The following is a 26,371-nucleotide window of genomic DNA, read 5'->3' on the forward strand; positions in this document are numbered from 1 at the left end:
CATGAATTCACTGGAATATGCAGTTGTCTGTGGTGACTATGCCATGGTCAAGACCCTGCTGGACAAGGGGGCTGACCCGGATATTCCCGGAAATAACAATGAAACCCCGCTGCACCGGGCAGTTAACGCTGGTCACCATGTTATTGCCAAGACCCTGCTGACCTACGGGGCTGACCCAAACCTCAAGGACATTAGTGGAAGGACAGCCTTGCATTTTGCCGCTCTCGAAGGTCACCATGCTATGGTCGAGCCCCTGCTGGCCATTGGGGCTGACGCGGACCTCAAGGACGTCAATGGATGGACACCTTTGCAATGTGCAGCGAGTAACCGTCATCGCGATGTGTACGATAAACTGCTACCTAAAACTCATCAGCCGGATTGGAACAGCCTGCTACAGGTATTTTCCCGTTCAGGGTGGAAGGATCAAGTTGAGGCGGCACTGGCCAAGGGGGCTAACCCGAATATCCAGGACAGTGAGGGTGATACACCTTTGGGAGGCGCAGCTACGGCTGGCCACCATGCTATTGTTGAGACCCTGCTGGACAACGGGGCTAACCCAAATATTCCCGATAGTGGTCAATACACCCCGCTGCACCGGGCAGCGGCCATTGGTCATCATCCTATGGTCAAGACTCTGCTGGACAGAGGGGCTGACCCGAACCTAAAGGATGGAACTGGACGGAAAGCCTTGACATCTGGACTTAACAGTGATTACCCAGATGTATACAGAACCCTGTTACCTGTAACCCATCAGCCGGACTGGAACAGCCTGTTACCGAAACTTGTCTATGAAGGATGGAAAGATCAAGTTGAAGCGGCACTGGTCAACGGGGCTGACCCGAATATTCCCGATTTTTACCACAAAACCCTGCTGCACAGGGCAGCCGAGGATGGTCACTTTGATATTGTCAAGACTCTGCTGGTCAACGGGGCTGACCCGAAATTCAAAGACTGGAATGGACGGACAGCCTGTCAATGTGCAATGACAGAAGCCATTAAAGAAGCAATCCAGCATTTCATGGCTGAACCTCACTCTCTCCAATTCTACTGCCGGGCCAGCATCCGGGGGCGGCTGGTCAAGTGTCTGCCCGACAACGGATTACCAATGAAGGAGGCGGTCAGGTTTCTGCCGCTTAATCCTCCAACAATGCAGTATGTCGATCGCCTGCTGTCACTGTAGGGCGAGCCGGAGCTGCTCCGGGAGGCTGTCCGGATGCCTTACACGGCAACTGCTCCTGCGTTGCTCTGGCTCCTGCATCCATGCAGTCGTGCGGTTGCAATAAATTGGTCTAAAAATCCGCTTTTGTTCGGCAAATAGTCCCGCTACTTGTGCCTTAGGATATTCACCTCACAAAACCGAATTTTTACCCTTAATTTTCTGCCGTCCCCGCGACGGGGTCGCTTGGATGGGCGCTATTCTCGTGCAGCCTTCTGGGTGCATCATATCCCCGGTTTTTGTCGTTTTCCTGATGGCACCAGCAGCCAGTTTGATGTGATCAGGCAGGCCTGTGTTGTGGGTAACCCCTGCCAGTTCACCTGTCCTGTGGATAACTGTATTACCATGGTCAGACAGCAAACCGGCAAATCCTGTCTAAAATGGACGCAGCACCCGAATAGCAAGGGTCAGGAAGGTAACCTATCGACGGATCAAATCTGAATTTCTATTGAGGGAGTACGTCACATTATGAACACTCTGGCTGAAGCAGCTGCTGATGGTGACCTTGCCAAGGTCGAAACCCTTCTGGACTCAGGGGCTAATCCGAACATTCTCGGATATTTCAGTTACACCCCGCTGCACCATGCAGCTCACTTTGGTCACCATGCTATTGTCAAGATCCTGCTGGCCTATGGGGCTGACCCGAACCTCAAGCGCATGAGTGGGTTGACAGCCTTGCAATCTGCAGTTGACGCTGGTCATCTCGATGTATACAAAACCCTGTTACCTGTAACCCATCAGCTGGACTGGAACAGCCTGTTACAGAAATTTTCCCGTCATGGATGGGAGGATCAAGTTAAGATGGCACTGGCCAAAGGGGCTGACCCGAACATGCCCGGAGTTGACAACTACACTCCGCTGCACGATGCAGCTGCCAATGGTCGCCTTGCTATTGTCAAGATCCTGCTGGCCAGCGGAGCTAAGCCGAACATTCTCAGATATAGCAATGCTACCCCGTTGCACGATGCAGCTGCCGCTGGTCACCATGCTATTGTCGAGACCCTGCTGGCCTCTGGGGCTGACCCGAACCTCAAGCGCATGGGTGAGTTGACAGCCTTGCAATGCGCAGTTACTTTTGGTCGTCTTGATGTATTTAAAATCCTGTTACCCCTAACAACCCATCAGCTGGACTGGAACTGCCTGTTACTGAAATTTTCGGATCATGGATGGAAGGATCAAGTTGAGATGGCACTGGCCAAAGGGGCTGATCCGAATATTCTTGGAGGTGGCAACCACGATCTCTACACTCCGCTGCACTGGGCAGCGGCCAATGGTCACCTTGCTATTGTCGAGACCCTGCTGGCCAGCGGAGCTGACCCGAACATCCCAGGAAGACACAAGAACACCCCGCTGCACCTGGCAGTCAGTGGCTATTATTGCGATGCTCGCGATGCTATTGTTGAGACCCTTCTGGTCAACGGGGCTGACCCGAACCTCAAGGAGCAGAATGGACAGGCCGCCTGGCAATATGCAGGACCAGCTACCAAAAACCTCATCCAGAATTTCATTTCTGCCCCTCGTTTTCCGTCTCTCAAATCCCGCTGCCGGAGCAGCATCCGGGGCCGACTGATCAAACACCTGGATCGCAACAAGCGGCCAATGAAGCAGGCGGTCAATTCGCTGCCGCTGCCTTATTCGGTAACGCAGTACATCTACCTGCCGCTGTCACGGTAGAGCGAGCCGGAGCTGCCCTGGCAGGCCATAGGTGTGCCATATCTCCGATTCCTGCCGTTTTCCTGAACGCCTCCACAGCTAAAAGGCAGCGACAAAAATTCCAGTACCATGATTCATATTGTCCGGTGCTACAACTCACATCTTCGTTCTCACGGGGGCCGTAGGGCACCGAACAGAACCAGGGCATTATGTTTGTTATCCAACCGGCAACTGCCTGACCAGGGTAATGTTATCCGGCGACATGTCTGCCCCCCAGGCCATCACTTCTACGCCAGCGGCAACCGCCTTTTGCAGTTCTTCTGCATAAACCGGGTCAATCGCCTGTGCCGCCGCCACATGGTCAATACCGGTATGCTGAACGCAGAAAAACAACACGGATCGATGGCCATCAGCAACCATCTGGGTGAGTTCCCGCAGATGTTTGGTGCCCCGGCTGGTGACGGCATCCGGGAACAGGCCGAGGCCATTCCCCATTGCCAGCGTGACACTTTTGACTTCCACATAACAGTCGGGCAGGCCCTCCTGTTGCAGCAGCAGATCAATGCGGCTCTTTTCTTCACCATAACGAACTTCACGGCGGACACTCTGGTAGCCGGACAGTTCTGACACCTGGCCAGAACGCAGAAGCTCCTCAACCAGGGCATTGGCTCGTCCGGTATTCAGCCCTGCCAGAGTGAGGCGTTCTTCGCCGTTAAACGCCACCGGAATTTCCGCCTGTTCCCAGGTACAGGGGTATTTACGCCGGGGATTTCCAGAGTCGGAATACCATACCCGATACCCCGGGTAGAGGCAGTTTTTCATGGAGCCGGTATTCGGGCAATGCAGGGTAATCTGTGAGCCATCAGCCAGCTCAACATCGGCCATGAACCGTTTGTATCTTTTTAGCAGGCGGGCCTCAGACAGGCGATTGTCATATTTCATCAGGGGCGCTCATTACTTAATTTCATTAATTTACTTATTGAAATTCTAAAATAGAATCCTAAGATGCCGATTCATCATACCTGACCCTACAGGACTGACAGGCTCTCTGAATCCATTGGGCAGCAGATTCGGAGAATATTATCAGTTGACCTGAGTGCAGGTTTTGGTCAATGTCAGAAAGCGGATGACATTTTTTTATGGCGTCTTGCCATGGGTTTTGGTAGTTTCTCCGCTTCTTTAAGGAAGGCAAGAGGCAAGTGCCAGGAGTTTTTGTTCTCGCCAGGCACCCGTGGTGTTGACCTTGGCTTTCAGGGAGCCGGTTTTCCGGCAGTAACAGAGGGATCGCAGAGGCTGCTTTCAAGGCAGAACGCGAGCGCCTCTAAATGGAGAGATCCAGGATTCTTGCTCATTTGAGAGATCCCCTGGCTCATGAATAGAAGGTGGTGAGGCTGTAATCATGTCAGCACAGAAAAACGCGGATACAGGCAATCTGCTCAAATCGTATACCCCCTACCAGGAAAAGGATGGGGAAGAATACATGAACGAGCAACAGATCGCTCACTTCACCAGGATCCTGCAAGACTGGAAGCAGGAGCTGATGGAAGAAGTGGATCGTACAGTGAATCATATGCAGGATGAGGCCGCGAACTTCCCTGATCCGGCAGACCGCGCCAGTCAGGAAGAAGAGTTCAGCCTTGAACTGAGAACCCGTGACCGTGAGCGTAAGCTGATCAAGAAAATCAACGATACGCTGTCCCGGATCGAAGAAGACGATTACGGTTTCTGCGACAGCTGTGGCGTAGAAATCGGCATTCGTCGCCTGGAAGCCCGCCCCACTGCTACGTTGTGTATCGACTGTAAGACACTGGCCGAGATCAAGGAAAGACAGCTGGGTAACTGATGTACCCGGATGATGAATCAGGCTGTGGTACGTTAGTGCAATGGGCTGATTCATTGTCGACCGGTTCTTTATAGTTAAGGAACTGTCCTGAAATCACTTCGACATTTCTACAGACGCTACCCGAAAAGCCGGAACCTTTTGTGCTTTTGCGGACAGCGGGTGGCGGTCAGCAGTCAGCGACCTTTTCCCCGACTGCGTAAAATGATGAAGTTATTCCGGAACAAATCCTGACGGCACTCACTCAAGACCACTTGCCTGATTGATCATCACTTCCTATGGGCGACACACTGAGCACCCCCTCCTACGTTGGACGATTTGCGCCGTCTCCTTCTGGCCCTCTGCACTTTGGCTCTCTGGTTGCGGCACTGGCCAGTTATCTGGATGCTCAGGTCCATCAGGGAAAATGGCTCGTGCGCATGGAAGACATTGACCCGCCAAGAGAACAGCCCAAAGCGGCCGACCTGATTCTCAAGGCGCTGGACGTTTATGGCCTGCATTGGGATGACAGCGTGCTGTTTCAGAGTGATCGCAGCGAAGCCTATGACCAGGCCCTGGACACTCTGCTCCGTACCGAGAGACTTTACCCATGTACCTGCACCCGCAAAAAACTGGCCGGTTTGAACGGTGTGTACCCCGGTTACTGTCGCAATCACCGTGGAATCCCAAACCAGCCCCATAGCCTCAGGCTGTTGTGCCATGACGATATCATGCAATTTCAGGATCGTATTCAGGGCGATCAGCGGTTTGATTTAAGCGCCCTTGGTGATTTTATTCTCAAGCGCAAGGATGGGCTATACGCCTACCAACTGGCCGTTTGCGTTGATGATCACTTTCAGGGGGTTACCCATATTGTCAGGGGGGTAGACATTCTGGATTCCACCCCGAGACAGCTCTATCTGCAAAGCCAGTTACAGTATCCGCACCCGGTCTATGCCCATGTTCCGGTGATTACCCGGAACCCCGGAAATAAACTCAGCAAGCAAAACCATGCGCCCGCCATACCATTGGACAACCCCCGTCCACTGATGATCAAGGCACTGTCGGCATTTGGCCTGAAACCAGAGCCAGACCTGTTGATGAACTCTGTTGAAGAGATCCTGTCCTGGGGAATAAAAAACTGGACCATGAGCAACATGGCGGGAAAAAAAGAGATTTTACAGAACTCTCTGGACGACCGCTGACGTTTCGTGGCAATTCCAGCGAAACGGGCAGTCTGAGCCAGGAAGTCGCCATATACCCGAAAGACTGGCAACGAAACGTCAACAGCCCCAGGGCAAACCTACCGCTATCCTGTCGAACATGTTATATATGGTTGAATAAATCCTATCCAGAGGCTTTCAGCCACCTGGGAATGGGCCACAACAAAAAGATGTGTTCAAGGAGCGAATATGTCGATAGTCTTTAAAACAGCTCTGGTTGCTGCTCTTTCATTTTTCGCCGTAAACCTGACGGCAAATACCCTGACTTTTTCCTCTTTGAGTGGTACTTCCAGCAGGTCTGCGGCAGACAACCCTGACTTCTGTGATGCCGCGAGACGAACCCGGGAACAGCTTATACGTCAAGAACCGTCTATAACGATGAAGTCCCCCATTCACACACAAGGTGTATCATCCTGCTTTACACCGGATGAAAACCTGATCTTTGTTGCCACACTGGAAGCTCAAAGGGTGCTCGGACCCAATGCCCCCTGGTATACAGAACTCAGCCAGGATGTAAAAAGCCGCGTTACCGAAGCCTGTGGCATCATGGGCTTTGAGAACAGTAAAGTCAGCCGCGCCTACGACTACTGTCTGGAAAGCCGACAGGAAGAGCTGTTGAGTCCCTACGTAGAAAAATTTGCCAAAGAGTCCAGTAAATATCTCCGTAAACGTCAGCAGGTGGCGGACAGCCTGGTGGTTCGTTGTGATGCCTCATTAAGTGTAAAACGCAGCCGTCTTCCTAAACGCATGCGTTTCCCGGTGGCATGGTACAACTCGGACAGCCAATCCGTACCCAGCTGGTTACTGGAACAAAAGCTGGATGATGACCAGTGGCTGGAACAGATAGGCAAATTAAAAATTGATAATATTATGGTCGATGTTCTGGGTAGCGATTGCCCCGGTGAAATGATTTACTGGGTCACTTACGATGCGCCTGGACTGTAAACCTGCAAAAGTCTCAGGCTCTGTTGGCACAAACCCTCTTACACCGGCAGACCTGAGACGATCACTGGTGCTCATCAAGTAAGTTGTCAGGAGCCCGAACATTGAATACATTCAGCGCCGTTACAACACCTCCGGAAATATACACCCCTGCCGATGCCCGCCTGCTTTTATGGCCGCAGATCATCCCCGAACCCACAGGCTGGCAGTTGTACTCAGAGCTGCACTCCACACTGCCCTGGCAGCAGGATCAGATAACCATTTACGGTAAAACCCTGCCGGTGCCCAGACTCCAGGTTTGGATGGGGGATCCTGATGCACACTATCAATATTCAGGTCTGGCGCTTTCTCCACAGCCATGGAGTCAGCCCGTTATCGCCATTAAACAACGGGTCGAAACAATCTGTTGCCATCACTTTAACTCGGTATTAATCAACCTTTATCGCAGTGGACAGGACAGCAATGGCTGGCACAGTGACGATGAGCCGGAATTAGGCGAAAACCCGGTGATTGCCTCATTCAATCTGGGCGCGACACGGCGATTCCGGCTGCGCCACAAATACCGAAAAGACATCCAGCCTTACACTTTTGACCTGACCTCAGGCTCCCTATTGTTAATGGCCGGAACTACCCAAAAATACTGGCAGCACTGCCTGACAAAAACAGCAAGACCAGTAGAGCCGAGGATCAACTTGACCTTTCGTCGTGTGATTACACGCTTCCCCGACGAACAATGGGCAAAAAATGGATAGAAAGGTAATCACCGGAAAAGCCAGACCTTAGCCTCAATCTTACTCCAACATTGAAAGTGAACTTATTTCCACTGCAATAATCAAAGAGCAACAGTAAAAATATTTAATAAAAAGAATTTAATTAATTGTTTCAGCTGGTTAGTTACACATTCAGTTTGCAAAAAGGTTTACCAAAATGGCTAATACGTCCCAGACTTATTTAACCGAAAACCCTCAGGATCCAAGTTTCTGGCTAATGCCTGTCACGGGCTCACCGGAGAACCCTGCGCCAGCAACTGGTACTTTTCACTCACGAGAGACCTTGATAAGTTCATTGGAACTGCAGGAATTGAAGGTTCGGGGATTTTCACAACAGGAAATTGAGGCCGCAGAGAAAACATTGCGAGAAAGAAACACCACCCCCAGCTATAACGCCATATCCCACTTTCTGTCTTCAGAGTCTGGCACTGATGCTTCCCCTCTCTATCACCAACTCAGTGAAGCCATTAAACAGACATCAGGCGTACAGGGTAAAATCCGTCTGGCGGATGAGTTGAGAAAATATTCGGATATGTTAAAAAATCAGGCCAAAAACAATCTTGACCAACACTACGCCTCCCTGTGGCCCGATAGAGATAAAATTAAAACCATCGTTGGGGGATGGCCTCCTCCGCTCGTAAAGCAAGCTGAATATATCAAAACTCACTGGCCAGAACTGGTAGTAAAAGGCGATATGGTGTTTAACTTCGGTTCGACATCAGAAGTTTGTTTCAACGACTATGGAGGCTACAGTAAGACCCCATCACCGTTAGGGTATCTGGCCTTTTTCCGGCTGATCAAAGACATCTGGTTCGACGCCTTAATGACTAAAAATCTATGCACCGTGAATAGAGTTAGCCATCTGCTTATTTCCTTTACCAAGGCGATATCCGACAATACCATAGAACGTAAAGGTGGTAGTCGAAAAGCACAATTTGACAATGTCATTCAGCGGGAGCTGGAAAAAGGCATCTCATCGACTTACGATATTGGCGCTTTTGCTTTTCTGCTGGTAACCAATCCACCGTTATGGCAGGGCCATAAGAATGAAACATTAAAATTGCTGATCAGTAGAGCTTTTAACAATAAGGAAGAACAACTGGCTCCCCTGTATTCACAGTGGCAGGATCCGGACAAGCAAGATCAGGCTTGCAAAACTGTCGAGTCCAAGGTAATCCCCAAGATCACCATTGCTTCGCTTTATCTGGACAGCATTTATGACTACCTGATGAAATATAAATTAAAGGGTTTTCTGACTAGAGGAACACTAGAAGAAATAGCCAACGGAAGATACTTCGATAGCACCACTAATCAGTTAGTAAACCCCATTAAAATGCCTGACTGGAAGACATTACCGCCTATTCCTGGAATAAAAGAAACACTGTCTCAATTTTATGCCAACCCCTGTCATCAAAAACTTTTTTTAGGAACAGAAGAATTCAAGGCATACCAGCAAGAACAAAGGCAACTGAAAGCCAGGCAACGGTTCACTGATGCCATTACAAATACCACCAGGCAGATTAAAAAAAAGAAGGCAGAGTTGATTAAGAAGCAATTCAAAGAGCAGGGATTTGCAGCCAGAAAGGATAGTCTGGGCAACATCAGCTACGGAGAGGCCTATTATAAAAAACGCAAAGAATACATTAATTACCTTAAGGTGCAAAAACTGGCCGTTGAACAACAAATTGGCGTTCCTGTTCCCTTTAAAGCAACTGCTGCACAGCTGGACCAGGTACTTGCTGCCTTTAAAAAATTACCCACTGCTGAGCAACGGTATTGGCAAATGAGCCCTGCCTACGCGCAAAGTACAGCCATTCCAGACCTATTGCGTGATTTAACACTGACTGAAGATTCAGGGCCTGAAGACATGTTGGCCCATGAGCACGAAAAGCTGCTGGAACAACAAAGCAAATTTATTACTTGCCGCTGCTCAGAGTGTACCATTTGCGAAGCGACCCGTTATCTCTGCGAATGTCGGAATGGTTTGAAGCAGAGAGTTACCAAAAGAGAGAACAAAAACAGAGAATTTATGCTGAAACAAAATATTATTAAAAACATTGGGGCCTGTTATTCAAAAAACTACTCTATAAAAGGCACCATCGTACCTGAGAAAGATAAGCAGACAGCACTGCCTGCAACACAGACACCAAACCGAAATAAGAGAAAGCACACACAACTCTCTGGTGATCGTAAGAAAGCCTCCCCTTCCGGTTCTTTCGCTAAAGTGTCTCGCTATGAGCACACGCTCAACGATGAAAGCCAGTGTAAGAAAAAACACCGTCCGGCTTGTATGATTGACAGGCTCCATCGCGAGCTAGTTAACGAAGTATTAAATAAAAAATTTATTGTCCCTGAAACAGTCAAAAAACGTCAGCGACTTTCACCAAAACCTGCCGGGCAACGAAAATACGATAGAGTGTTGAGTCAACTTTATAAACATCATAAACATGATACTGACAAACCGCTGTACAAGATGAGCACGACTGAAATCCTTGAGTGGTTTGCTAAAAACCCGAAACAGGCAGAGGCTGCCATTAACTATTTGCAGGACAAGCCACAGTTGGTCAAGTCTCTGTTTACACCAGGCACTCTGAAGTTTGCAACGCCCAAGACACTGGCGGCTATTCCATGTCAGGTGATCTACCACGATATTGAATCATTTAATAAACACCTCAATGCCCTGGCAACCAATAAGAAGAATAATTTTATTCCTCTGGATAATAAAAAAGTGAAGGGTTTTTACCTTCATAAGACATTCTGCCTTGTCTGCCGTACAAATTTTGGCCAGAGGCGGGAGCTGCAGGCTCATTTAAAAGCAACGCATCAGGCCACCATGGATAAAACGTTTGCCGATATCCGGGCAATGGGGCGTGGGTCGATAGATGAACCTGACACGCTGGATTCACCTGTCGAAAATATGGAACAAATCCCCTTCCATCAACAGTCACAGGAATTTTCAGCCCTCTTCGAGCATGAGCGTGCATAAGTAGCTAACCATATGAAATCATATATTTCTGACTCCTTGTGCCGGCACTCCCGGCAACTGCTCCTGCGTTGCTCTAGCTCCTGCATCCATGCAGTCGTGCTTCGTTACAACTCCGGTCACATAGCTACGGCTATGCTTCCTCCGTTGTGCCTCGCATAGTACCAGCCCAAGTAGCCAGAAATATTCGATTCCATATGGCCAGCTACTTAGATGCACGCTTGTATCCAGGAGGCTGACCGGGAATAGACTGCCAGTAATCTTTTGCGGTTTACCCATATAACCATTACCATGTCCGTCCAACGGCAAAACTGCACAGACGTAATATGTATATCTACCGCCTGGTTCTGCTTCTGGTGATCGGTATTTACCTTTTTTCTCCAGCCATCATGGGCTGGTGGATTACGTTTGGTGAACAGTGGTATCAGCCCTGGATACTCTGGTTCATCCTGATTGTCGCGGGCTTTACCCTTCAGATCAGGGGTAACAGCGATGAGCTTTGAACTGGAGTATATCGTTCTGGCCAGTGTTGCCTATCTGGCGGTTCTTTTTCTCTGCGGCTGGGCGACGGATCGAGGCATCATCCCGCGCAGAGTGGTTCATCACCCGGCAACCTATGTTCTGTCCCTGGGTATCTATGCCAGTAGCTGGGCCTACTATGGCAGTATCGGGGTTGCCCACGACGATGGTTATGTTTTTCTCGGTTTTTACTTTGGCCTGAGCGGTGCATTTTTATTAGCGCCTGTCCTGCTGGTGCCAATATTAAGAATAACCTCCACCTATCAACTCAGTTCTCTGGCCGATGTGCTGGCCTTCCGTTTCCGAAGCCCCGTGGCGGGTACGCTAAGTACACTGCTGCTGCTGTTTATTACTTTTCCCCTGCTGGCCCTGCAGATACAGGCCGTGGCAGACGGTGTTTATCTGCTGAGCGATGACACCTCCCCGGAAATGCTGGCCTTCGGTTTTTGTATTATGGTCACGTTACTGACCATGATGTTTGGTACCCGACACTTGGCCAGCCGCCACCAGCATGATGGTCTGGTGGTGGCGATTGCTTTTGAGTCGCTGCTGAAGCTGCTGATTATGGCGCTGCTGGGCGGCGTCGTCATCGTCGAAGTGTTTGGTGGTTTTTCCGGATTAAACCACTGGCTTGAAGCCAACTCTGAGGTCATCATCGGGATGAACTCTCATCTGGAAGATGGCCCCTGGCGAACAACGCTGTTGATGTTTTTTGCCTCTGCTGTGGTTATGCCACACATGTTTCACATGACCTTTGCCGAAAACCGCGACATAAAAATGTTATTCACTGCCAGCTGGGGCCTGCCATTCTTTTTATTACTGTTGAGTATTTCCACCCCTCTGATTCTCTGGGCGGGTCTCAAAATCGGGAGCCCTTATCCGCCCGAGTACTTTCCACTGGCTATTGGTCATGCCGTGGATAGTCAATGGTTGACTATCATCGCCTATATAGGTGGGCTTTCTGCGGCCAGTGGCCTGTTTATGGTGACCTCACTGTCACTGTCTTCCATGTTGCTGAACCACGTCATCCTGCCGCTTTATCAGACCCTTTATCAGTCCGGAGAGCCGGCCCAGGCCCAGATGAATATCTACCGCTGGCTGACCAATGTAAAACGTCTGATTATCGCCACCCTGATCCTCGCCTGTTATGGGTTTTACCGGCTGCTGCATAACGAGGTGGACATGTACAGCCTGAGCATCGTCGCCTATGTGGGAGCCTTGCAACTGTTGCCCGGTACTCTTTCTACGCTCTATTGGGGCAGGGCAAACCATAAGGGGCTGATTCTCGGGATTCTCTCTGGAACCGCAGTCTGGTTCTTTACCCTGATGCTGCCTTTAACCATGGGACTTGAGATTTTCCCAATCCGCAGCGTCAACTTTGGCACCATCACTAACGACGGCTGGTATATTGCTGCCGTCTCATCACTGGTGGTGAATGTGCTGGTGTTTTACCTGGTCTCCAGCTTTACCAGGATGCCTGATGAAGAGCGCAGTGCAGCGGCCGCCTGCCTGGTTCGTGAAGTACGTCAGCAGCCCTACAAAATCCCCAAGGCCCGCTCTTCCTACGAATTTCAGGAGATGCTCAGCGCCCCTCTGGGGCCGGTAGCGGCGCAGACGGAAATCAATAAAGCCCTGACCGATCTGAATATGAGACCGGACGACAACCGTCCGCACTCCCTGAGACGACTCAGGGAGCGTATTGAGAATAATCTGTCCGGGCTTATGGGACCCACCATTGCCCATGACATCGTTGACTCCTTTTTGCCACTGGATATTGATAATGATTACGTCCCCAAAGATATCCATTTTATGGAATCCCGGCTGGAAGCGTATCACTCAAAACTGACCGGTCTGGCCGGTGAGCTTGACAGTCTGAGACGTTATCACCGTGACACATTGAACAGCCTGCCCATGGCCGTCTGCTCCATTGATGCTGCCATGGAGAGCACGTCGGTTGATCACCAGGAATCGCTGCCATCGAACAACACCGGCGAAGTGATGCTCTGGAATCAGGCAATGGCAGAATTGACCGGCATTCCCGCCGATGCTGTTCTGGGGATGCCCCTGAAGACCATTCCTGCTCCCTGGAACCAGGTCCTCAATGATTTTATGCAACTCCCCGACAATCACCTGAACAAGCACTATGTTGAAATGGAAGGCAGCACCCGCTATTTCAGCCTGCACAAAGCCGCAGTTCAGGCACCGGTTTCCGGTACCGGTGGTAATCAGGTCATGTTGCTGGAGGACCAGACAGAAACCCAAATGCTGGAAGAACAGCTCTTTCACAGTGAACGACTGGCGTCGATCGGGCAGCTGGCCGCCGGTGTTGCCCATGAAATTGGCAACCCGATTACCGGTATAGACTGCCTTGCCCAGGAAATGAGCGCACTATCATCGGACCCGGATATACAACAGAGTTCCCGGCAAATACTGGAACAAACCCAAAGGGTCAGTCGCATTGTGCAAACACTGGTGTCTTATGCTCACTCTGGTCAGAAAGGGGGAGAGCAAAACAGTGATTCTCCATCGGTAGCCGAACCCGTAGAGGTATTCAGCACCATCCAGGAGGCCATCAGTCTATTGCAATTGAGCCATAAGAACAGCAATATCGTATTCCGTAATCTGTGCATCGATGGTCTCTGCGTCAGCGGTAACAGCCAAAAATTACAACAGGTGTTTATCAATCTGCTGAAAAATGCCGCCGATGCCTCAGAGGAAGGCACTGGCACGGCGGAGAGTGTTGTTTCCGTCAGCAGCACAGCCAACCAGCACACGGTCACCCTTCGTTTTGAAGATCAGGGGCATGGCATTCCCAAAGCCATTCAGGAAAGGCTGTTTGAGCCATTTTTCACCACCAAAGAAGCGGGTAAGGGAACGGGCCTGGGTCTGGCTCTGACCTGGAATATTATCGAAGAATATTTTGGCAGTATTCAGGTGGTGAGCCCTTTGGATCCACTCACCGGGCGGGGGACCTGCTTCATCATTTCGCTTCCACGCTACGAGTCTGAATCAGCGATGACGGTAGACACAGGGGAGCAGCCGTTGGAATTTCAGGGGGACATGGCATGAGTCAGGACCAGATACTGATTGTCGAGGACGAAGAAATTATCAGGTCGTCGCTGCGTCGTCTGCTTGAACGACAGGGATATTGTATTACCGAGGCAGGCTCTGTTCACGAAGCGCAAGACTGCCTGAAACAACAGTCTTTTTCGCTGATCATCAGCGATTTGAGGCTTCCCGGTAAGCCCGGTACTGAAATGATCAACCTGGCCAATGGCATCCCGGTACTGATCATGACCAGCTATGCCAGCCTGAACTCGGCAGTCTCGACCATGAAGCAGGGGGCCGTGGATTATATTGCCAAGCCCTTTGATCATGCAGAGATGATTCAGCGCGTGGCTGAAGCTATTGAAAAGCAGGCTGTTCAGAGTACCGGCAGCGATGCGGAACAGGGTAACAATGAAGTGATATGCTCCGGCGATGGCTTTAATGGCATTCTGGGACAGTGTGATGCCATGCAGCTATTGTTCCGGCAAATACAGAAGGTGGCTCCAACCGATGCCACGGTATTGATTCAGGGTGAATCAGGCACCGGTAAAGAGCTGGTTGCCCGGGCCATCCATGAAAACAGTAAACGCATCAATGGCCCGATGATTTCTGTTAACTGTGCCGCCATTCCGGAAACACTGATTGAATCAGAACTGTTTGGCCATGAAAAAGGGGCATTTACCGGGGCTACCGCCGCTAGAACCGGCCTGATCGAAGCGGCCAATGGTGGCACACTGTTTCTTGATGAAATTGGTGAGCTGCCACTGGAAGCCCAGGCCAGGCTACTTCGAGTGCTTCAGGAAGGTGAAATTCGTCGTGTCGGTTCAGTACAGTCCCAGTCGGTTGATGTGCGACTGATTGCCGCTACTCACCGGAATCTCCGTCAGCTCTCTGCACAGAATGAGTTTCGTGAAGACCTCTACTATCGACTGAAAGTGGTGGAACTGCGCATTCCGCCACTCAGGGAGAGAGGCAGTGATATCCTGATGCTGGCGGAAAAACTGCTGGCCAAAACCTGTGGCAAAATGGGGCTGGACGTCTTCTCAATGGCTCCCGAAACCATGGCCGCCATTTCCCAGTATCAGTGGCCCGGGAATGTTCGCGAAATGGAGCATGCCATCGAACGGGGTGTCATTCTTTCTGAAGACAATATCATCACCCCGGAAAACCTGGATATTGACGTTCGTGTGAAGCAGACCCTGTTTCGTCAGGATGCCGAAGAACTTCAGGATGGCCTGACTCTGGAAGACTACTTCCAGCGTTTTGTTCTTGAGCACCAGGATCAGATGACCGAAACCGATCTTGCACAGAAACTGGGTATCAGTAGAAAAACACTCTGGGAGCGGCGCCAGCGCCTGGGTATTCCGAGAAAGAAAACAGCGGCGACATAGTGCATGGTTTCAATGCAATTGATGGGTTCTTTCTATCAATGCCTCCCAAGCTCCGTTCGTCCTGAGCGGAGATTGTACACATCAAACTCATCGAAATGATGTACTGGATTAGTCATGTGTGACAAATAGATTAATTGTACTTTAGTACCGTTAACAAGGTGCTATTTTTCACCCATTTTAACCCGAAAAAGATAAATGAATACATTTTATGGAATCTTTTCATAAATAAGAGGTCTTATATAAGTACGAATAATAATATCAATCCCTGTTTGACGGGATTCAGGAGGTTTATATGCGCTTTGATGATAGTTCCAAAATAGTAGATTTCTTCTCGAATGCATGGAAAGCAGCAAGTGATAATGATGCCCAACCTGATCAGTGTCAAAACTGCCTTAATTTTAGTTATAGATTGGTCAAAGCGTGTGTAGTGGCGGCTTGCTGCCCAAAACCATCGGAAGATGACCCGGCAGGCTTGACAAAGCCATTACTGCCTAAAGCCGATCAAGGTGTTGTGGCTAAACAACCAGATCGGAACGATATGTCAGAATCGGGTCCAAATTCGGACGTATATTTTGTCGGGAGGTACGAAGCTGAGGCCGAAGGTTCTGTCCCTTTCGAGTCTTTTGGGGGTGATGCGCCCGAACCCGGGGAAAATCACGAGTCTTTGGTGGGTGATTCGCCCGAACCCGGGGAAAATTACAAGTCTTTGGTGGGTGATTCGCCCGAACCCGGGGAAAATTACAAGTCTTTGGTGGGTGATTCGCCCGAACCCAAGGAAAATTACAAGTCTTTGGTGGGTAATTTGTCCCAACCCGAGGTAAACGTCACTAACGAGCAGTTAGGGCTGAAATAATAAAAATGATTTAGACATGGTCATTGTCTGCAGCCATTGGTCCAGTGTCAGAGTGACAAAAAGCTGATTTCAAATTGAATAAGATGTCTTTGGCTTATTAACTTGAAAAAGTTCAAACACTAAAGTCGAATCCTTGTCAGTTCAACTTCAAAGGATTTTGAAGTTGAACTGTTCCAGACATCAGGCGGGCTGTCCGCTCAAGTCTGCGTCACTTTCACTGGCTGATTTGATCTTGGATTCATCCCACATTACAAAGTAGATAAGCGCACATATAAGTAGTTAACCAAATGAAATCATATATTTCTGACTAAGTTGTCAGTCACTCTGCGGCGTTGCAACTCCGGTCACATAGCTACGGCTATGCTCCCTACGTTGCGCCTTGCATAGCAACTGCCCACTTAGCCAGAAATATACGATTCCATTTGGCCAACTACTTAAACAGTGCCACAGCAGGCAAGAGGAACATTAGTGCATCGATGCCGAGCAATACTGAGGCTGGCTGTGTTTCCTGTTCTGCCTGATAGCCAATAAAAGATAACCCCGTACCCGCGATGAAACCTGCCAGTGCCTGCCCCATCTTACGGGCAAATGAATAGCTGGAATAGATAACGCCTTCCTGACGCTGACCAGTTAAGTAAGAGTTGTAGTCAATACTGTCAGATACATTTGCCCAGACCAGCAAATTAGGAAGCAGCATCAGTGGAATGCCCACAAAGAGCCACAGGAACATGACATAAATTGAGTCAGGCAGTAAAAAGCAAACGGTCGCTGTAATACCGGCTAACAGAAATCCGGTAATCATAATTTTTCGGGTACCGAACTTTAAGGCGAGCTTTCCGATAAACGATGAAATGATAAGGATAGCAAGAACGCTGACCGCTGAGCTTAAGGATATGAACCACAGTTGGCCATCCAGGTTCTCAGTCAGGAAATAGTAGGTAATGGCACTCTGGGCCATAAATGCCGCCAGCATAAATGCGGAAGATATACTCACACAGAGAAATAATGAATTTTTCCGCAGAGAGGTGATACCCTGAAAAATGTTAATGTTTTCGGTTGAAGGCTCGTGTCGTATATATTCAGCAGTACACCGGTAGGATATAAGATAGGCGATCATGGCAAAAATGCTGACGAAGACAGCAGAGTACAAATAACCTTTGGCAAAGTCATCGGCGAAAATCGACAGGAAAAGTGGTACGGCAATGTTGCCTACGACATTGCCAGCCATGCTACCGACGCCTCTGGCAGCGGAAAGAGAGGCCCGCTCACCTTTATCATTGGTCATCACCGTCGCCAGTGAACCGTAGGGAATATTGATAAAGGTATATGCCATGCCCCAGACAATGTAGGTGGCGTATGCCCAAATCAGTTTTTGTGAGTCACTCAGGCCCTGTGGTGCCCAAAACACAAAAATGGCTGCCACCGCAACAGGCCAGCTGCCTTTTACCAGAAAGCCGCGAAACTTGTCCCCGGTATGCTTGCGGGTGAAGAGTTTGTCACAGATAGCACCCATGATCGGGTCATTCACCGCATCCCAGATTCTGGCAACGAGAAACAGCGTCCCCGCTGCAGCGGCAGTAATACCCAGTACATCCGTATAATAAGCCAGCAAGAAAGTGGACATCATACCGAAGGTCAGTGTGTTGCCCAGGTCCCCCATGGCATAGCCAACTCGATTGAGTTTGGTAATGGTCTTCATTGTGTTGCCTTTTTTTAATTGTTTTTGTTGTATAAATTTTTTTGGCTTGCCTTAAGAGCTTGAGTTCAGAGTTTGTAATGTACGACAGTGCATTACAATGAGCAAATAAGGGGCTCTTATCGCGTAGCCGATAAATCTCAATAAATGAACAAAGCGGCAGCATTGTCAGAAAGATTTCTGGCAAATTTTCAATTTTCTACCATCATGGAGTGTCGATTATCTGCCTATGAGTCATGAATTAAAACATGAGATTGCCCTGTACCGTTTTCTCCCTGGTTCAGATACGGATCGGGTATTGCGTTGGTGTTTCAGCCAACCGTCAATCGCTGGATTAACTTGGACACTTTTTCTATGCAATTTCAGGTGAAAAAAAATTGTGAAGAGGGTGGGGTATGGATCCTGCATTATTGGCTAGTACATTAAACACGTTATCTAGTACGAGTACCACAGACCAAAGTAAAGTGGGTACAGAGGAATCATCAGAAAACGGTAATCCAAAAATAATGGATGCCAGGGTAGTTAAAAATAAATTACCACTGAAAGAAGATATTTATTCTCAGGTATTAAATATTCAAGTTATCAGTGATCGATTAATTCAATACCTTGGACTGGATGACCTTCGCCGATTGGGTGCTGCATTAATAAGCAGTTCAGAGTGTAAGCCTTTATTTTCCAGCACTAGAGAGGAGGTGAGAAATATTGTGTTTACTCCGGTGGAAATTGACGGTTCGCTCTGGGAGGGTAATTATGCATGGTATTCTTTTTTAGTTGATGATGGTTCCTGGGAAACACGGGGGACGCCGCAGCCCGGTATGGTCGAATACACAACTGAGTGCAGGGATATTGACAAAGTCTTCTCATATCAGGAGGGTGAAAATGAAGTAGAAAACTGGATCATGTTTGGCGAATTAAAGGATGGTAGTGTTTATAAGTTTGAAGGGGGGTGTGATTATACAGGATTTGATTGTATAGGTGGCGGGGAGTTGATATTGGCACCTGGCTGGAGAAATTTGTTTGATCATCTTACTGCTTGTGAAATTGGCAGTTTTATCGATAACTTGAACCAGGGGGCAGTAGAATTAAAACAAGCCTTGGATGATATTTCTGATTCTAAAGACCTGAATGAAGTATTAGCGCAATTGTTTTCCGATAAAATTATCCCGGACTGTTTGCAACTAAGGTAGATCAGTCTGGCTTTTGAAAAATGAAATATCTGGTCTCCCCGCATTGCAAAAAAAGACCTTCCCTATAGAATCACATTTTTATTATTTTCAGGTACACATTCTCCTATGTCCGCGCATGAGGAAAAGCGGCTCCCTCCCGCTGTATTTTTGATGGGTCCTACCGCTTCAGGCAAAACTGACCTTGCGGTAGCGCTCATCAAAGAGCTGCCTTTTGAGATCATCAGTGTTGACTCGGCACTTATTTATAAAGGGATGGATATTGGCACTGCCAAGCCGGAACCTGAGGTTCTGGTGGAAGCGCCTCATCACCTGATCGACATTCTTGATCCGGCGGAATCGTATTCAGCCGCCGATTTTCGACGGGATGCCCTGGCGTTGATGGCCGATATCACCGCCCGTGGGAGAATACCTCTGCTGGTTGGTGGTACGATGATGTACTTTAAGGTGCTCAGGGACGGTATGGCGACCATGCCCGCTGCTGATGCCGGGGTTCGTCAACGGCTGCTGGATAGTGCACGGGCACGGGGTTGGGCATTTTTACACCAGCAGCTCTCAGGCGTTGATCCGGAAGCGGCACTGAGAATAAAACCCTCGGATACCCAGCGCTTGCAGCGCGCCCTGGAGGTTTATGAGCTGACAGGTAAACCGCTTTCTCAATGGCACAGGGAGCAGAAAGTGCAACGTTTACCCTATGGCATTGTCAGCCTGGCGATGGCTCCAAAAGACCGTTCTGTGCTCCATGAACGCATTGCACTGCGTTTCAGAATGATGCTGGAGAACGGTTTTCTGGAGGAAGCAACCCGGCTTTATCAGCGTGGGGACCTGAATGTTACCATGCCTTCTGTCCGTTCTGTTGGTTATCGTCAGGCCTGGTCTTACCTTGTTGGGGAACTAAGCTACGATGAGATGGTCGAAAGAGGTATTATTGCGACCCGACAACTGGCTAAAAGGCAGTTAACCTGGCTCAGAAGCTGGCCTGATATTCACTGGCTTGATACGTTTTCCAACAACCTGCCGGGTGATGCCTTGAAAGTTTTGGAGGGTGCCCTTAAATAACTTCGGTATAATTTATAGTCATGAGGTAAAGTGCATAGCCCTGAGGAATGCCGAGGGCGTTAATGCAACTTTCTTCCATAAACCGTTGGCTGTTTAGACTTATTGCTTAATAAAGTAGTACCTTAGAACCTCTAATTGTTCCGGCAGGACTGGTGGGAGTAGCTAATATTACTTATTGAGTGCGGTGTTGGGTTAGCTTAATGTGAGTCGGCATTTCATAGGCTGTACATATATTGAACAATGAGTACTGGCACAGCCGGTCCAGCGGATAGTCCTCCCCAAAGTGAAACAAGGCTATTCAAAAACCCGAGAATTAAAAGGAGTACAGAAATGTCAAAAGGGCATTCTCTACAAGACCCTTACCTGAATGTGCTGCGTAAAGAACGCGTGCCGGTTTCTATCTACCTGGTTAATGGTATTAAGCTTCAGGGGCAGATTGAGTCTTTCGATCAGTTCGTTATTCTTCTCAAGAATACGGTGAGCCAGATGGTTTACAAGCACGCCGTATCAACTGTCGTTCCCAGCCGTCCGGTTCGTTTGCCGATGCAGGGTACTGATCAGCCTGAGAATGAGTAATTCTGTTGATGCATCTTGAAGGCACCTGAGGTGCCTTCAGGTGTTTATATTTATTTTAAAAATGAGCCATGTGGCGCAGTCTTGTTTTCAGGTTGTCTGTTAGCTGGTTCTCAGCTCGTGCGGTTCGTGGCTGTTTAGGAGATCTATTTGTTTTTTGACCGCCATGAGGGTGGTGAAGCCGCGGTTCTTGTTCATCTGGAATTGAACGATGAGCGTGAGCGGGAAGACCCCCAGGAATTTATGGAGCTGGTACGCTCCGCTGGCGTTGAGTCTGCCGCATTTATTACCGCAGGCTGCAAACATCCCAATCCCCGTTTCTTTGTCGGTCCCGGCAAAGTTGAAGAAATCCGTCAGCTGGTTGTCCTGCACGATGTCGATGTTGTGCTGTTTAATCATGCCCTCTCTCCGAGCCAGGAACGTAATCTGGAAAAAGAGCTGAAATGCCGGGTTATTGATCGTACCGGACTGATTCTGGATATTTTTGCTCAGCGTGCCAGAACCTTTGAAGGTAAACTTCAGGTTGAGCTGGCTCAGTTGCAACACATGAGCACACGACTGGTTCGCGGCTGGACTCACCTTGAACGACAAAAGGGTGGTATCGGCCTGAGAGGACCGGGTGAAACCCAGCTGGAAACCGACCGTCGTCTTCTCAGGGCGCGCATCAAAAGCATTAGCCGTCGTTTGGAAAAGGTGCGCAGGCAGCGGGAGCAGGGGCGACGTTCCAGACAGCGGGCAGAGGTTCCCCAGGTATCACTGGTTGGCTATACGAACGCTGGCAAGTCGACACTGTTTAACCGCGTGACCGAGTCGGTGGTTTATGCGGCTGACCAACTGTTTGCCACCCTTGACCCAACGCTGCGGCGAATTGATTTGCCGGATATCGGGCCTGTCGTTCTTGCGGATACGGTGGGTTTCATACGTCACCTGCCTCATAAGCTGGTGGAGGCATTTCGGGCAACCCTTGAGGAAACCCGTCAGGCTGATCTGCTGCTGCATGTTATTGACAGCCATGATCCGGAGCGTCTGGAAAACATGGATCAGGTTCATTCGGTACTGAAAGAGATCAATGCGGATGAAGTGCCACAGTTGGAGGTCTATAATAAAATTGACCTGTTACAGGGGGTAGAGCCGAAAATCCAGCGCAATGATGAAGGGCGTCCTGTGCGAGTCTGGGTTTCCGCAGTGACCGGTGAGGGTGCTGATCTGCTGCAAGACGCCATCAAAGAGTTGCTTTCTGATGATATGCTGCAGGGGCAGTTAACCCTGAAGCCTGCCCAGGGACGCATCCGTGCCCGTCTTTATAAGCTTGGCGCTATTCAATCCGAAGTCTACTCCGATAGTGGTGATGTGGTTCTGGATATTCGCCTGCCAAAGTCTGACTTTGAGCGCCTTTCCAAGCAGGAAGGTCTGAGTGAGAGTTGCTTTAATTCCATGCTGTAAGCTCTTGTGGTTTGTGCGTATTGGCTCGGGTCAATACGTACGATGTCTTTTATCTTCAATATTACCTTCTCGCTGTCTCTGCTGGCTGTGTGCCAGTAACAGTATGTACTGTTTATGCGGTCAAAAAGTGTAGCCGCAGATGATAAAAAGCGTTCCTCGCTGGACAGAATATTTCATCAGGACAGATGGATGAAATTTGGGCGAAACAGCTCTGATTTGGTGTTTGTAAAGAAAATCCGTTGCGGTCTTTACCAATTCGGCTTGCGCTATTCGCTATCCAAACTCTACAATCTGGCTCAGGAACTATCTTTACCGGGTACGTCTTATTGAGTGCCTGTAAAGGCTGGTCAGGATTCCGGACGGTACGGATACATTGCATTTTTTACGCTCCTGTGTTGCAGTGAAGGGCGAAGTGGAAGTTGATGACTGCTCTGGAAATTTATCCTGCGACGTCATGTCATACCTGGGACTCTCAAGGTCTGTAGGTAACTATGGTGTGCACATCCTCTGATGGACCGGCAATGGATTTAATCGCCTGTTGTCCCCAGTAACAGGGATGCTCAAACCAAAATTCAATCTGATGCTGACTCTACGGAGACATATATGGCCTGGAACGAGCCGGGTGGAAACAACCAGGATCCATGGGGCGGTGGTAACAAAGGCGATAAGCAAGGACCACCGGACCTGGACGATGCTTTTCGCAAATTTCAGGAAAAACTGAATTCCATGTTTGGGGGAAGCCGCAAAGGCGGTGGTGGCTCCGGTGGTGGTGCTCAGGCAGGCTCCTCTTCCGGCATTTTTATTGGCATTCTGATACTCGCTGTTGCAGCCTACATCTGGAATGCGGTCTATACCGTTGATGAAAAAGAGCAGGCCGTCATCCTGCGCTTTGGTGAGTATGCAGAGACGGTTGGCCCTGGCCTGCATATGTACTTCCCTCCCATTGAAACCAAGTTTCAGGAACGGGTGACTGAACTTCGGACCTATAACCTCTTGCAGCAAATGTTGACCGAAGACGAGAACATCGTCGAGGTGGCCATGTCGGTTCAGTACAACATTGATGATATCAAGCACTATGTTCTCAACGTTGCTAAGCCGCTGGTCAGTCTGGAAGAAGCGACACAGAGTGCATTGCGTCATGTTGTCGGTGGCTCCGAGATGTACCAGGTGTTGACCGAAGGTCGTGAGGTGATGGGTATCGAAGTGCGTGATCGCCTTCAGGCTTATCTGGACAGCTACGGTACCGGCCTTAATGTTGCCAAGGTAAACATTGAGAGCGCCCATCCTCCCAAAGAAGTGCAGGCAGCGTTTGATGACGTTATCCGCGCCCGTGAAGATGAAGAACGGGCCAAGAACAAGGCCCAGGTGTATGCCAACAAGATCATTCCGGAAGCCCGTGGTCAGGCTCAGCGTATTATTGAGAGTGCCAACGGTTACCGTGATGAGGTAGTTGCCAAGGCAGAGGGTGAGGCGGATCGTTTCGTGAAACTGTTGGGTGAGTACCAACAGGCACCTGAAGTAACCCGCGAGCGTCTATATATTGAGGCGATTGAAGACGTGTTCAGTAAATCCAGCAAGGTACTGGTGGATGTTGAAGGTGGCAATAACATGATGTATCTGCCGCTGGATAAACTGACACAGTCCCATGGTAGCAGCAAAGTGCCATCCAGACAGTTATCTGCCCAGGAATTAAACGAGATTACCACCCGGGTGACAGAAGAATTGAATAAACGCGTCAATAGCTCGCGAGTCAGTGGGGGGAGGGTAAGTCGATGAGTCAGAAAGCCTTCACTGGACTGATTATTTCTCTGGTTGTTGTAATACTGGCATGGGGAAGTTTATTCGTTATCTCCGAACGGGAGAGGGCGGTGCAACTTCGTTTTGGTCAGGTAGTACGTGACAGTATCCCTCCGGGCCTGCATGTGAAAATCCCGCTGGTTGACAAGGTTAAGGTGTTTGATGGCCGTCTGCAGACTTTGGATGTGCCATCCGAGCGCTTCCTGACCCTTGAGCAGAAGGCCGTGATTGTCGATTCCTACATCAAGTGGCGCATTCACAACGTCTACGACTTCTACCGCGCAACGGCAGGCGATGTATTCCGTGCCAGTAACCTGCTTGCCCAGCGTGCTGAGTCCAGCATGCGGAACCAGTTTGGTAGCCTCACTCTGAACGAAGTGGTGTCCGGCCAGCGTGACGAGATGATGGAAGAGCTGACCACAACGCTGAATGAAGTTGCCCAGGATGAGCTGGGGGTCAGTGTTATGGATGTACGTATCAAGCGGATTGACCTGCCTCCCCAGGTCAGTGACTCGGTATTTGAGCGGATGTCATCCGAGCGTGAGAAAGAGGCCCAGGACTATCGTTCCCGTGGTCAGGAGATGGCAGAAGGTATCATGGCGAATGCCGACCGTGAGAAGCAGGTGGTTCTGGCCGATGCCTACCGTCAGTCTGAAATGATCCGCGGTGACGGGGATGCCAGGTCAGCTGAGATTTATGCCAAAGCGTATCGGCAGGATCGGGAATTCTATGCCTTCTATCGTAGCCTTCAGGCCTACAAAGAGAGCTTCGGAGAGTCCGGTAACGTCATGCTGATAGAACCAAAAGGTGATTTCTTCCGCTACTTTAATCACGATAAGCAAGGCAAATAATGAACTCTTGCTGCCAGCGCTAAAAAACCGTGGTAATATTATCAAAACCGGGCCTCGCCCGGTTTTTTCGTGTGTGGGCAAGTAGCGAAGAAAAAACTTCCACAGTAACAATAAGAGAGGCTGTTATGACCGTCGCTGATCGCTGGCTGCTCCCTGATGGAATTGAGGAAATTCTTCCCGGCAGAGCCCGTTGTGCTGAAAAGTTAAGGCGCGACATACTCGACCTGTTTGACCGCTGGGGTTACCAACTGGTGATTCCTCCCCATCTGGAATTTATCGAGTCACTGACGGCAGGTGTCGGTCATGACCTGGATCTGCAAACCTTCAAGGTAACCGATCAGCTGACCGGTAGAACCATGGGATTAAGGGCAGATACCACACCGGCGGTGGCCAGAATTGATGCCCATACCCTGAAAGTGGATGGGCCGGTAAGACTTTGTTATTCAGGCAGTGTCTTTCATACCCGCCCCGCTTCCCTCGGGGCTTCAAGGTCACCCATCCAGATCGGTGCAGAGCTGTATGGTCATTCTGGCGTGGCAAGTGACCTGGAAGTGATTTCCCTGATGCTGGAAACCCTGGCTCAGGTGGAGGCCGATTCAGTCAGTCTGGATCTTGGGCATGTGCAGATTTACCGGTTGCTGGCATCTCAGGCCGGGCTGTCCGGTGATCAGGAGCTGGCGCTTTTTGATGCCTTGCAGCGCAAGGCGATCTCTGAAGTTGAACAGCTGGTCAATCAGTGGGATATCAGCGCAGGGTCTGCCCGAATGCTGAAAAGCCTGCCCAATCTGGCCGGTGGTCCAGAAATACTGGAACGGGCCAGGGGTGAGCTGGCTGATGGTCCTGAGGGCGTTGCCACTGCTCTGGATGAACTCGGGTTGATTGCCAGAGAGATTACCAGTCTTTATCCGGGTGCTGACTTCTATTTCGACCTGGGCGAACTCAGGGGCTACAACTATCATACAGGTGTCGTTTTTGCGGCTTATCTGCCCGGTCAGGGGCAGGCAATCGCCAAAGGTGGGCGCTATGATGGGATCGGTGAAGCCTTCGGCCGATCACGCCCTGCGACCGGTTTCAGCACTGACCTCAAGACGCTTATGGAGCTTAAGGCGTTGCTGGAGCTGAAAACAGAAAGTACAGAAGACTGTACCGAAGGCAAGACCATTTTTGCGCCTGTTGATGCGGATGCTGCCCTGGTGCAGTCCCTGCGTCGGCAGGGGGAGCGGGTAGTTCGCCAGCTGCCCGGGCAAGCGACAGACGCAGCAGGTATGGGTTGCAACCATCAGCTGATCTGCCGTGACGGCGAATGGTTGGTTGAACCGTTATAAATTGCATTGAAACTAAGAGACCGATT

General features: G+C 49.8%; 21 protein-coding genes. 19 read left to right on the top strand and 2 right to left on the bottom strand.

What is annotated here, in order from left to right:
* Position 1 precedes the first annotated feature (1 nt).
* The 3 genes from ACO6UY_RS09495 to ACO6UY_RS09505 all read left to right on the top strand — a co-directional run bounded on the left by ACO6UY_RS09495 (position 2) and on the right by ACO6UY_RS09505 (position 2,890).
* Positions 2–1,180 carry an ankyrin repeat domain-containing protein gene (locus ACO6UY_RS09495; RefSeq protein ID WP_422489723.1) on the top strand — a complete coding sequence of 393 codons (1,179 nt, stop codon included), beginning with the start codon at positions 2–4 and terminating at the stop codon, positions 1,178–1,180.
* 222 nt (positions 1,181–1,402) lie between these two features.
* A complete protein-coding gene (locus ACO6UY_RS09500) occupies positions 1,403–1,657 on the top strand; it encodes a hypothetical protein (protein WP_422467818.1) in 255 nt (84 codons plus the stop codon).
* Between the two features lie 27 nt (positions 1,658–1,684).
* Entirely contained in the window at positions 1,685–2,890 is a 1,206-nt protein-coding gene (locus ACO6UY_RS09505) for an ankyrin repeat domain-containing protein (RefSeq protein WP_422462093.1), read from the top strand.
* A gap of 195 nt (positions 2,891–3,085) precedes the next feature.
* On the opposite strand, the gene sfsA is transcribed toward ACO6UY_RS09505, so the two are convergent.
* On the bottom strand, positions 3,086–3,811 hold the full coding sequence (gene sfsA / locus ACO6UY_RS09510; RefSeq protein WP_422449870.1) for a DNA/RNA nuclease SfsA: 726 nt from the start codon (positions 3,809–3,811) through the stop codon (positions 3,086–3,088).
* A gap of 457 nt (positions 3,812–4,268) precedes the next feature.
* Between sfsA and dksA the strand changes: the two genes are divergently transcribed.
* The 9 genes from dksA (at position 4,269) to ACO6UY_RS09555 (ending at position 16,417) form a co-directional block, all read left to right on the top strand.
* On the top strand, positions 4,269–4,712 hold the full coding sequence (gene dksA, locus ACO6UY_RS09515) for an RNA polymerase-binding protein DksA (RefSeq protein WP_422449871.1): 444 nt from the start codon (positions 4,269–4,271) through the stop codon (positions 4,710–4,712).
* Between the two features lie 275 nt (positions 4,713–4,987).
* Positions 4,988–5,893, top strand: coding sequence for a tRNA glutamyl-Q(34) synthetase GluQRS (gluQRS, locus tag ACO6UY_RS09520; RefSeq protein WP_422449872.1), 906 nt, complete (start codon positions 4,988–4,990; stop codon positions 5,891–5,893).
* Between the two features lie 207 nt (positions 5,894–6,100).
* Positions 6,101–6,856 carry a hypothetical protein gene (locus ACO6UY_RS09525; RefSeq protein WP_422489725.1) on the top strand — a complete coding sequence of 252 codons (756 nt, stop codon included), beginning with the start codon at positions 6,101–6,103 and terminating at the stop codon, positions 6,854–6,856.
* A 101-nt stretch (positions 6,857–6,957) separates the two neighbouring features.
* Positions 6,958–7,605, top strand: a complete 648-nt coding sequence (locus ACO6UY_RS09530; RefSeq protein WP_422467824.1) for an alpha-ketoglutarate-dependent dioxygenase AlkB family protein — start codon at positions 6,958–6,960, stop codon at positions 7,603–7,605.
* A 175-nt stretch (positions 7,606–7,780) separates the two neighbouring features.
* The gene (locus ACO6UY_RS09535) at positions 7,781–10,609 is read left to right on the top strand and encodes a hypothetical protein (protein ID WP_422449875.1); all 2,829 of its coding nucleotides are present in this window, start codon (positions 7,781–7,783) and stop codon (positions 10,607–10,609) included.
* Between the two features lie 323 nt (positions 10,610–10,932).
* On the top strand, positions 10,933–11,109 hold the full coding sequence (locus ACO6UY_RS09540; protein ID WP_163370786.1) for a hypothetical protein: 177 nt from the start codon (positions 10,933–10,935) through the stop codon (positions 11,107–11,109).
* Positions 11,099–14,194, top strand: a complete 3,096-nt coding sequence (locus ACO6UY_RS09545) for an ATP-binding protein (protein ID WP_422489726.1) — start codon at positions 11,099–11,101, stop codon at positions 14,192–14,194. The genes ACO6UY_RS09540 and ACO6UY_RS09545 overlap by 11 nt, the downstream gene beginning before the upstream one ends.
* Positions 14,191–15,564, top strand: a complete 1,374-nt coding sequence (locus ACO6UY_RS09550) for a sigma-54-dependent transcriptional regulator (RefSeq protein ID WP_422489728.1) — start codon at positions 14,191–14,193, stop codon at positions 15,562–15,564. Before ACO6UY_RS09545 ends, ACO6UY_RS09550 begins: the two co-directional genes overlap by 4 nt.
* A gap of 292 nt (positions 15,565–15,856) precedes the next feature.
* Complete coding sequence (locus tag ACO6UY_RS09555; RefSeq protein WP_422466616.1) at positions 15,857–16,417, top strand: hypothetical protein; 561 nt, start codon at positions 15,857–15,859, stop codon at positions 16,415–16,417.
* A 430-nt stretch (positions 16,418–16,847) separates the two neighbouring features.
* On the opposite strand, the gene ACO6UY_RS09560 is transcribed toward ACO6UY_RS09555, so the two are convergent.
* Positions 16,848–18,116 carry an MFS transporter gene (locus ACO6UY_RS09560; protein WP_422462081.1) on the bottom strand — a complete coding sequence of 423 codons (1,269 nt, stop codon included), beginning with the start codon at positions 18,114–18,116 and terminating at the stop codon, positions 16,848–16,850.
* 392 nt (positions 18,117–18,508) lie between these two features.
* Between ACO6UY_RS09560 and ACO6UY_RS09565 the strand changes: the two genes are divergently transcribed.
* The 7 genes from ACO6UY_RS09565 (at position 18,509) to ACO6UY_RS09595 (ending at position 26,345) form a co-directional block, all read left to right on the top strand.
* Positions 18,509–19,300: a hypothetical protein gene (locus tag ACO6UY_RS09565; protein ID WP_422462079.1), complete on the top strand. Its 792-nt coding sequence runs from the start codon at positions 18,509–18,511 to the stop codon at positions 19,298–19,300.
* Between the two features lie 150 nt (positions 19,301–19,450).
* Positions 19,451–20,356 carry a tRNA (adenosine(37)-N6)-dimethylallyltransferase MiaA gene (gene miaA, locus ACO6UY_RS09570; protein WP_422489730.1) on the top strand — a complete coding sequence of 302 codons (906 nt, stop codon included), beginning with the start codon at positions 19,451–19,453 and terminating at the stop codon, positions 20,354–20,356.
* Positions 20,357–20,686: 330 nt separating this feature from the next.
* Positions 20,687–20,932, top strand: coding sequence for an RNA chaperone Hfq (hfq, locus tag ACO6UY_RS09575; protein ID WP_101745449.1), 246 nt, complete (start codon positions 20,687–20,689; stop codon positions 20,930–20,932).
* A 147-nt stretch (positions 20,933–21,079) separates the two neighbouring features.
* Entirely contained in the window at positions 21,080–22,372 is a 1,293-nt protein-coding gene (gene hflX / locus ACO6UY_RS09580) for a ribosome rescue GTPase HflX (protein ID WP_422449881.1), read from the top strand.
* A gap of 603 nt (positions 22,373–22,975) precedes the next feature.
* The gene (gene hflK, locus ACO6UY_RS09585; protein WP_422449882.1) at positions 22,976–24,148 is read left to right on the top strand and encodes an FtsH protease activity modulator HflK; all 1,173 of its coding nucleotides are present in this window, start codon (positions 22,976–22,978) and stop codon (positions 24,146–24,148) included.
* A complete protein-coding gene (hflC, locus tag ACO6UY_RS09590) occupies positions 24,145–25,020 on the top strand; it encodes a protease modulator HflC (RefSeq protein ID WP_422449883.1) in 876 nt (291 codons plus the stop codon). Before hflK ends, hflC begins: the two co-directional genes overlap by 4 nt.
* A gap of 125 nt (positions 25,021–25,145) precedes the next feature.
* Entirely contained in the window at positions 25,146–26,345 is a 1,200-nt protein-coding gene (locus ACO6UY_RS09595) for an ATP phosphoribosyltransferase regulatory subunit (protein WP_422449884.1), read from the top strand.
* Positions 26,346–26,371 lie beyond the last annotated feature (26 nt).

The sequence above is a fragment of the Endozoicomonas sp. ALE010 genome (assembly GCF_049310165.1).
In the GTDB taxonomy this organism is placed as follows: domain Bacteria; phylum Pseudomonadota; class Gammaproteobacteria; order Pseudomonadales; family Endozoicomonadaceae; genus Endozoicomonas.

Excerpts from the sequence above, each read along its gene's own strand:
- ACO6UY_RS09565 (WP_422462079.1), top strand. The coding sequence starts at position 18,509 with ATGGATCCTGCATTATTGGCTAGTACATTAAACACGTTATCTAGTACG.
- ACO6UY_RS09525 (WP_422489725.1), top strand. The coding sequence starts at position 6,101 with ATGTCGATAGTCTTTAAAACAGCTCTGGTTGCTGCTCTTTCATTTTTC.
- ACO6UY_RS09545 (WP_422489726.1), top strand. The coding sequence starts at position 11,099 with ATGAGCTTTGAACTGGAGTATATCGTTCTGGCCAGTGTTGCCTATCTG.
- ACO6UY_RS09550 (WP_422489728.1), top strand. The coding sequence starts at position 14,191 with ATGAGTCAGGACCAGATACTGATTGTCGAGGACGAAGAAATTATCAGG.
- sfsA (WP_422449870.1), bottom strand. The coding sequence starts at position 3,811 with ATGAAATATGACAATCGCCTGTCTGAGGCCCGCCTGCTAAAAAGATAC.
- hflK (WP_422449882.1), top strand. The coding sequence starts at position 22,976 with ATGGCCTGGAACGAGCCGGGTGGAAACAACCAGGATCCATGGGGCGGT.
- ACO6UY_RS09495 (WP_422489723.1), top strand. The coding sequence starts at position 2 with ATGAATTCACTGGAATATGCAGTTGTCTGTGGTGACTATGCCATGGTC.
- ACO6UY_RS09505 (WP_422462093.1), top strand. The coding sequence starts at position 1,685 with ATGAACACTCTGGCTGAAGCAGCTGCTGATGGTGACCTTGCCAAGGTC.
- hflC (WP_422449883.1), top strand. The coding sequence starts at position 24,145 with ATGAGTCAGAAAGCCTTCACTGGACTGATTATTTCTCTGGTTGTTGTA.
- hfq (WP_101745449.1), top strand. The coding sequence starts at position 20,687 with ATGTCAAAAGGGCATTCTCTACAAGACCCTTACCTGAATGTGCTGCGT.
- gluQRS (WP_422449872.1), top strand. The coding sequence starts at position 4,988 with ATGGGCGACACACTGAGCACCCCCTCCTACGTTGGACGATTTGCGCCG.
- ACO6UY_RS09555 (WP_422466616.1), top strand. The coding sequence starts at position 15,857 with ATGCGCTTTGATGATAGTTCCAAAATAGTAGATTTCTTCTCGAATGCA.
- ACO6UY_RS09540 (WP_163370786.1), top strand. The coding sequence starts at position 10,933 with ATGTATATCTACCGCCTGGTTCTGCTTCTGGTGATCGGTATTTACCTT.
- dksA (WP_422449871.1), top strand. The coding sequence starts at position 4,269 with ATGTCAGCACAGAAAAACGCGGATACAGGCAATCTGCTCAAATCGTAT.
- ACO6UY_RS09595 (WP_422449884.1), top strand. The coding sequence starts at position 25,146 with ATGACCGTCGCTGATCGCTGGCTGCTCCCTGATGGAATTGAGGAAATT.
- ACO6UY_RS09560 (WP_422462081.1), bottom strand. The coding sequence starts at position 18,116 with ATGAAGACCATTACCAAACTCAATCGAGTTGGCTATGCCATGGGGGAC.
- miaA (WP_422489730.1), top strand. The coding sequence starts at position 19,451 with ATGGGTCCTACCGCTTCAGGCAAAACTGACCTTGCGGTAGCGCTCATC.
- ACO6UY_RS09535 (WP_422449875.1), top strand. The coding sequence starts at position 7,781 with ATGGCTAATACGTCCCAGACTTATTTAACCGAAAACCCTCAGGATCCA.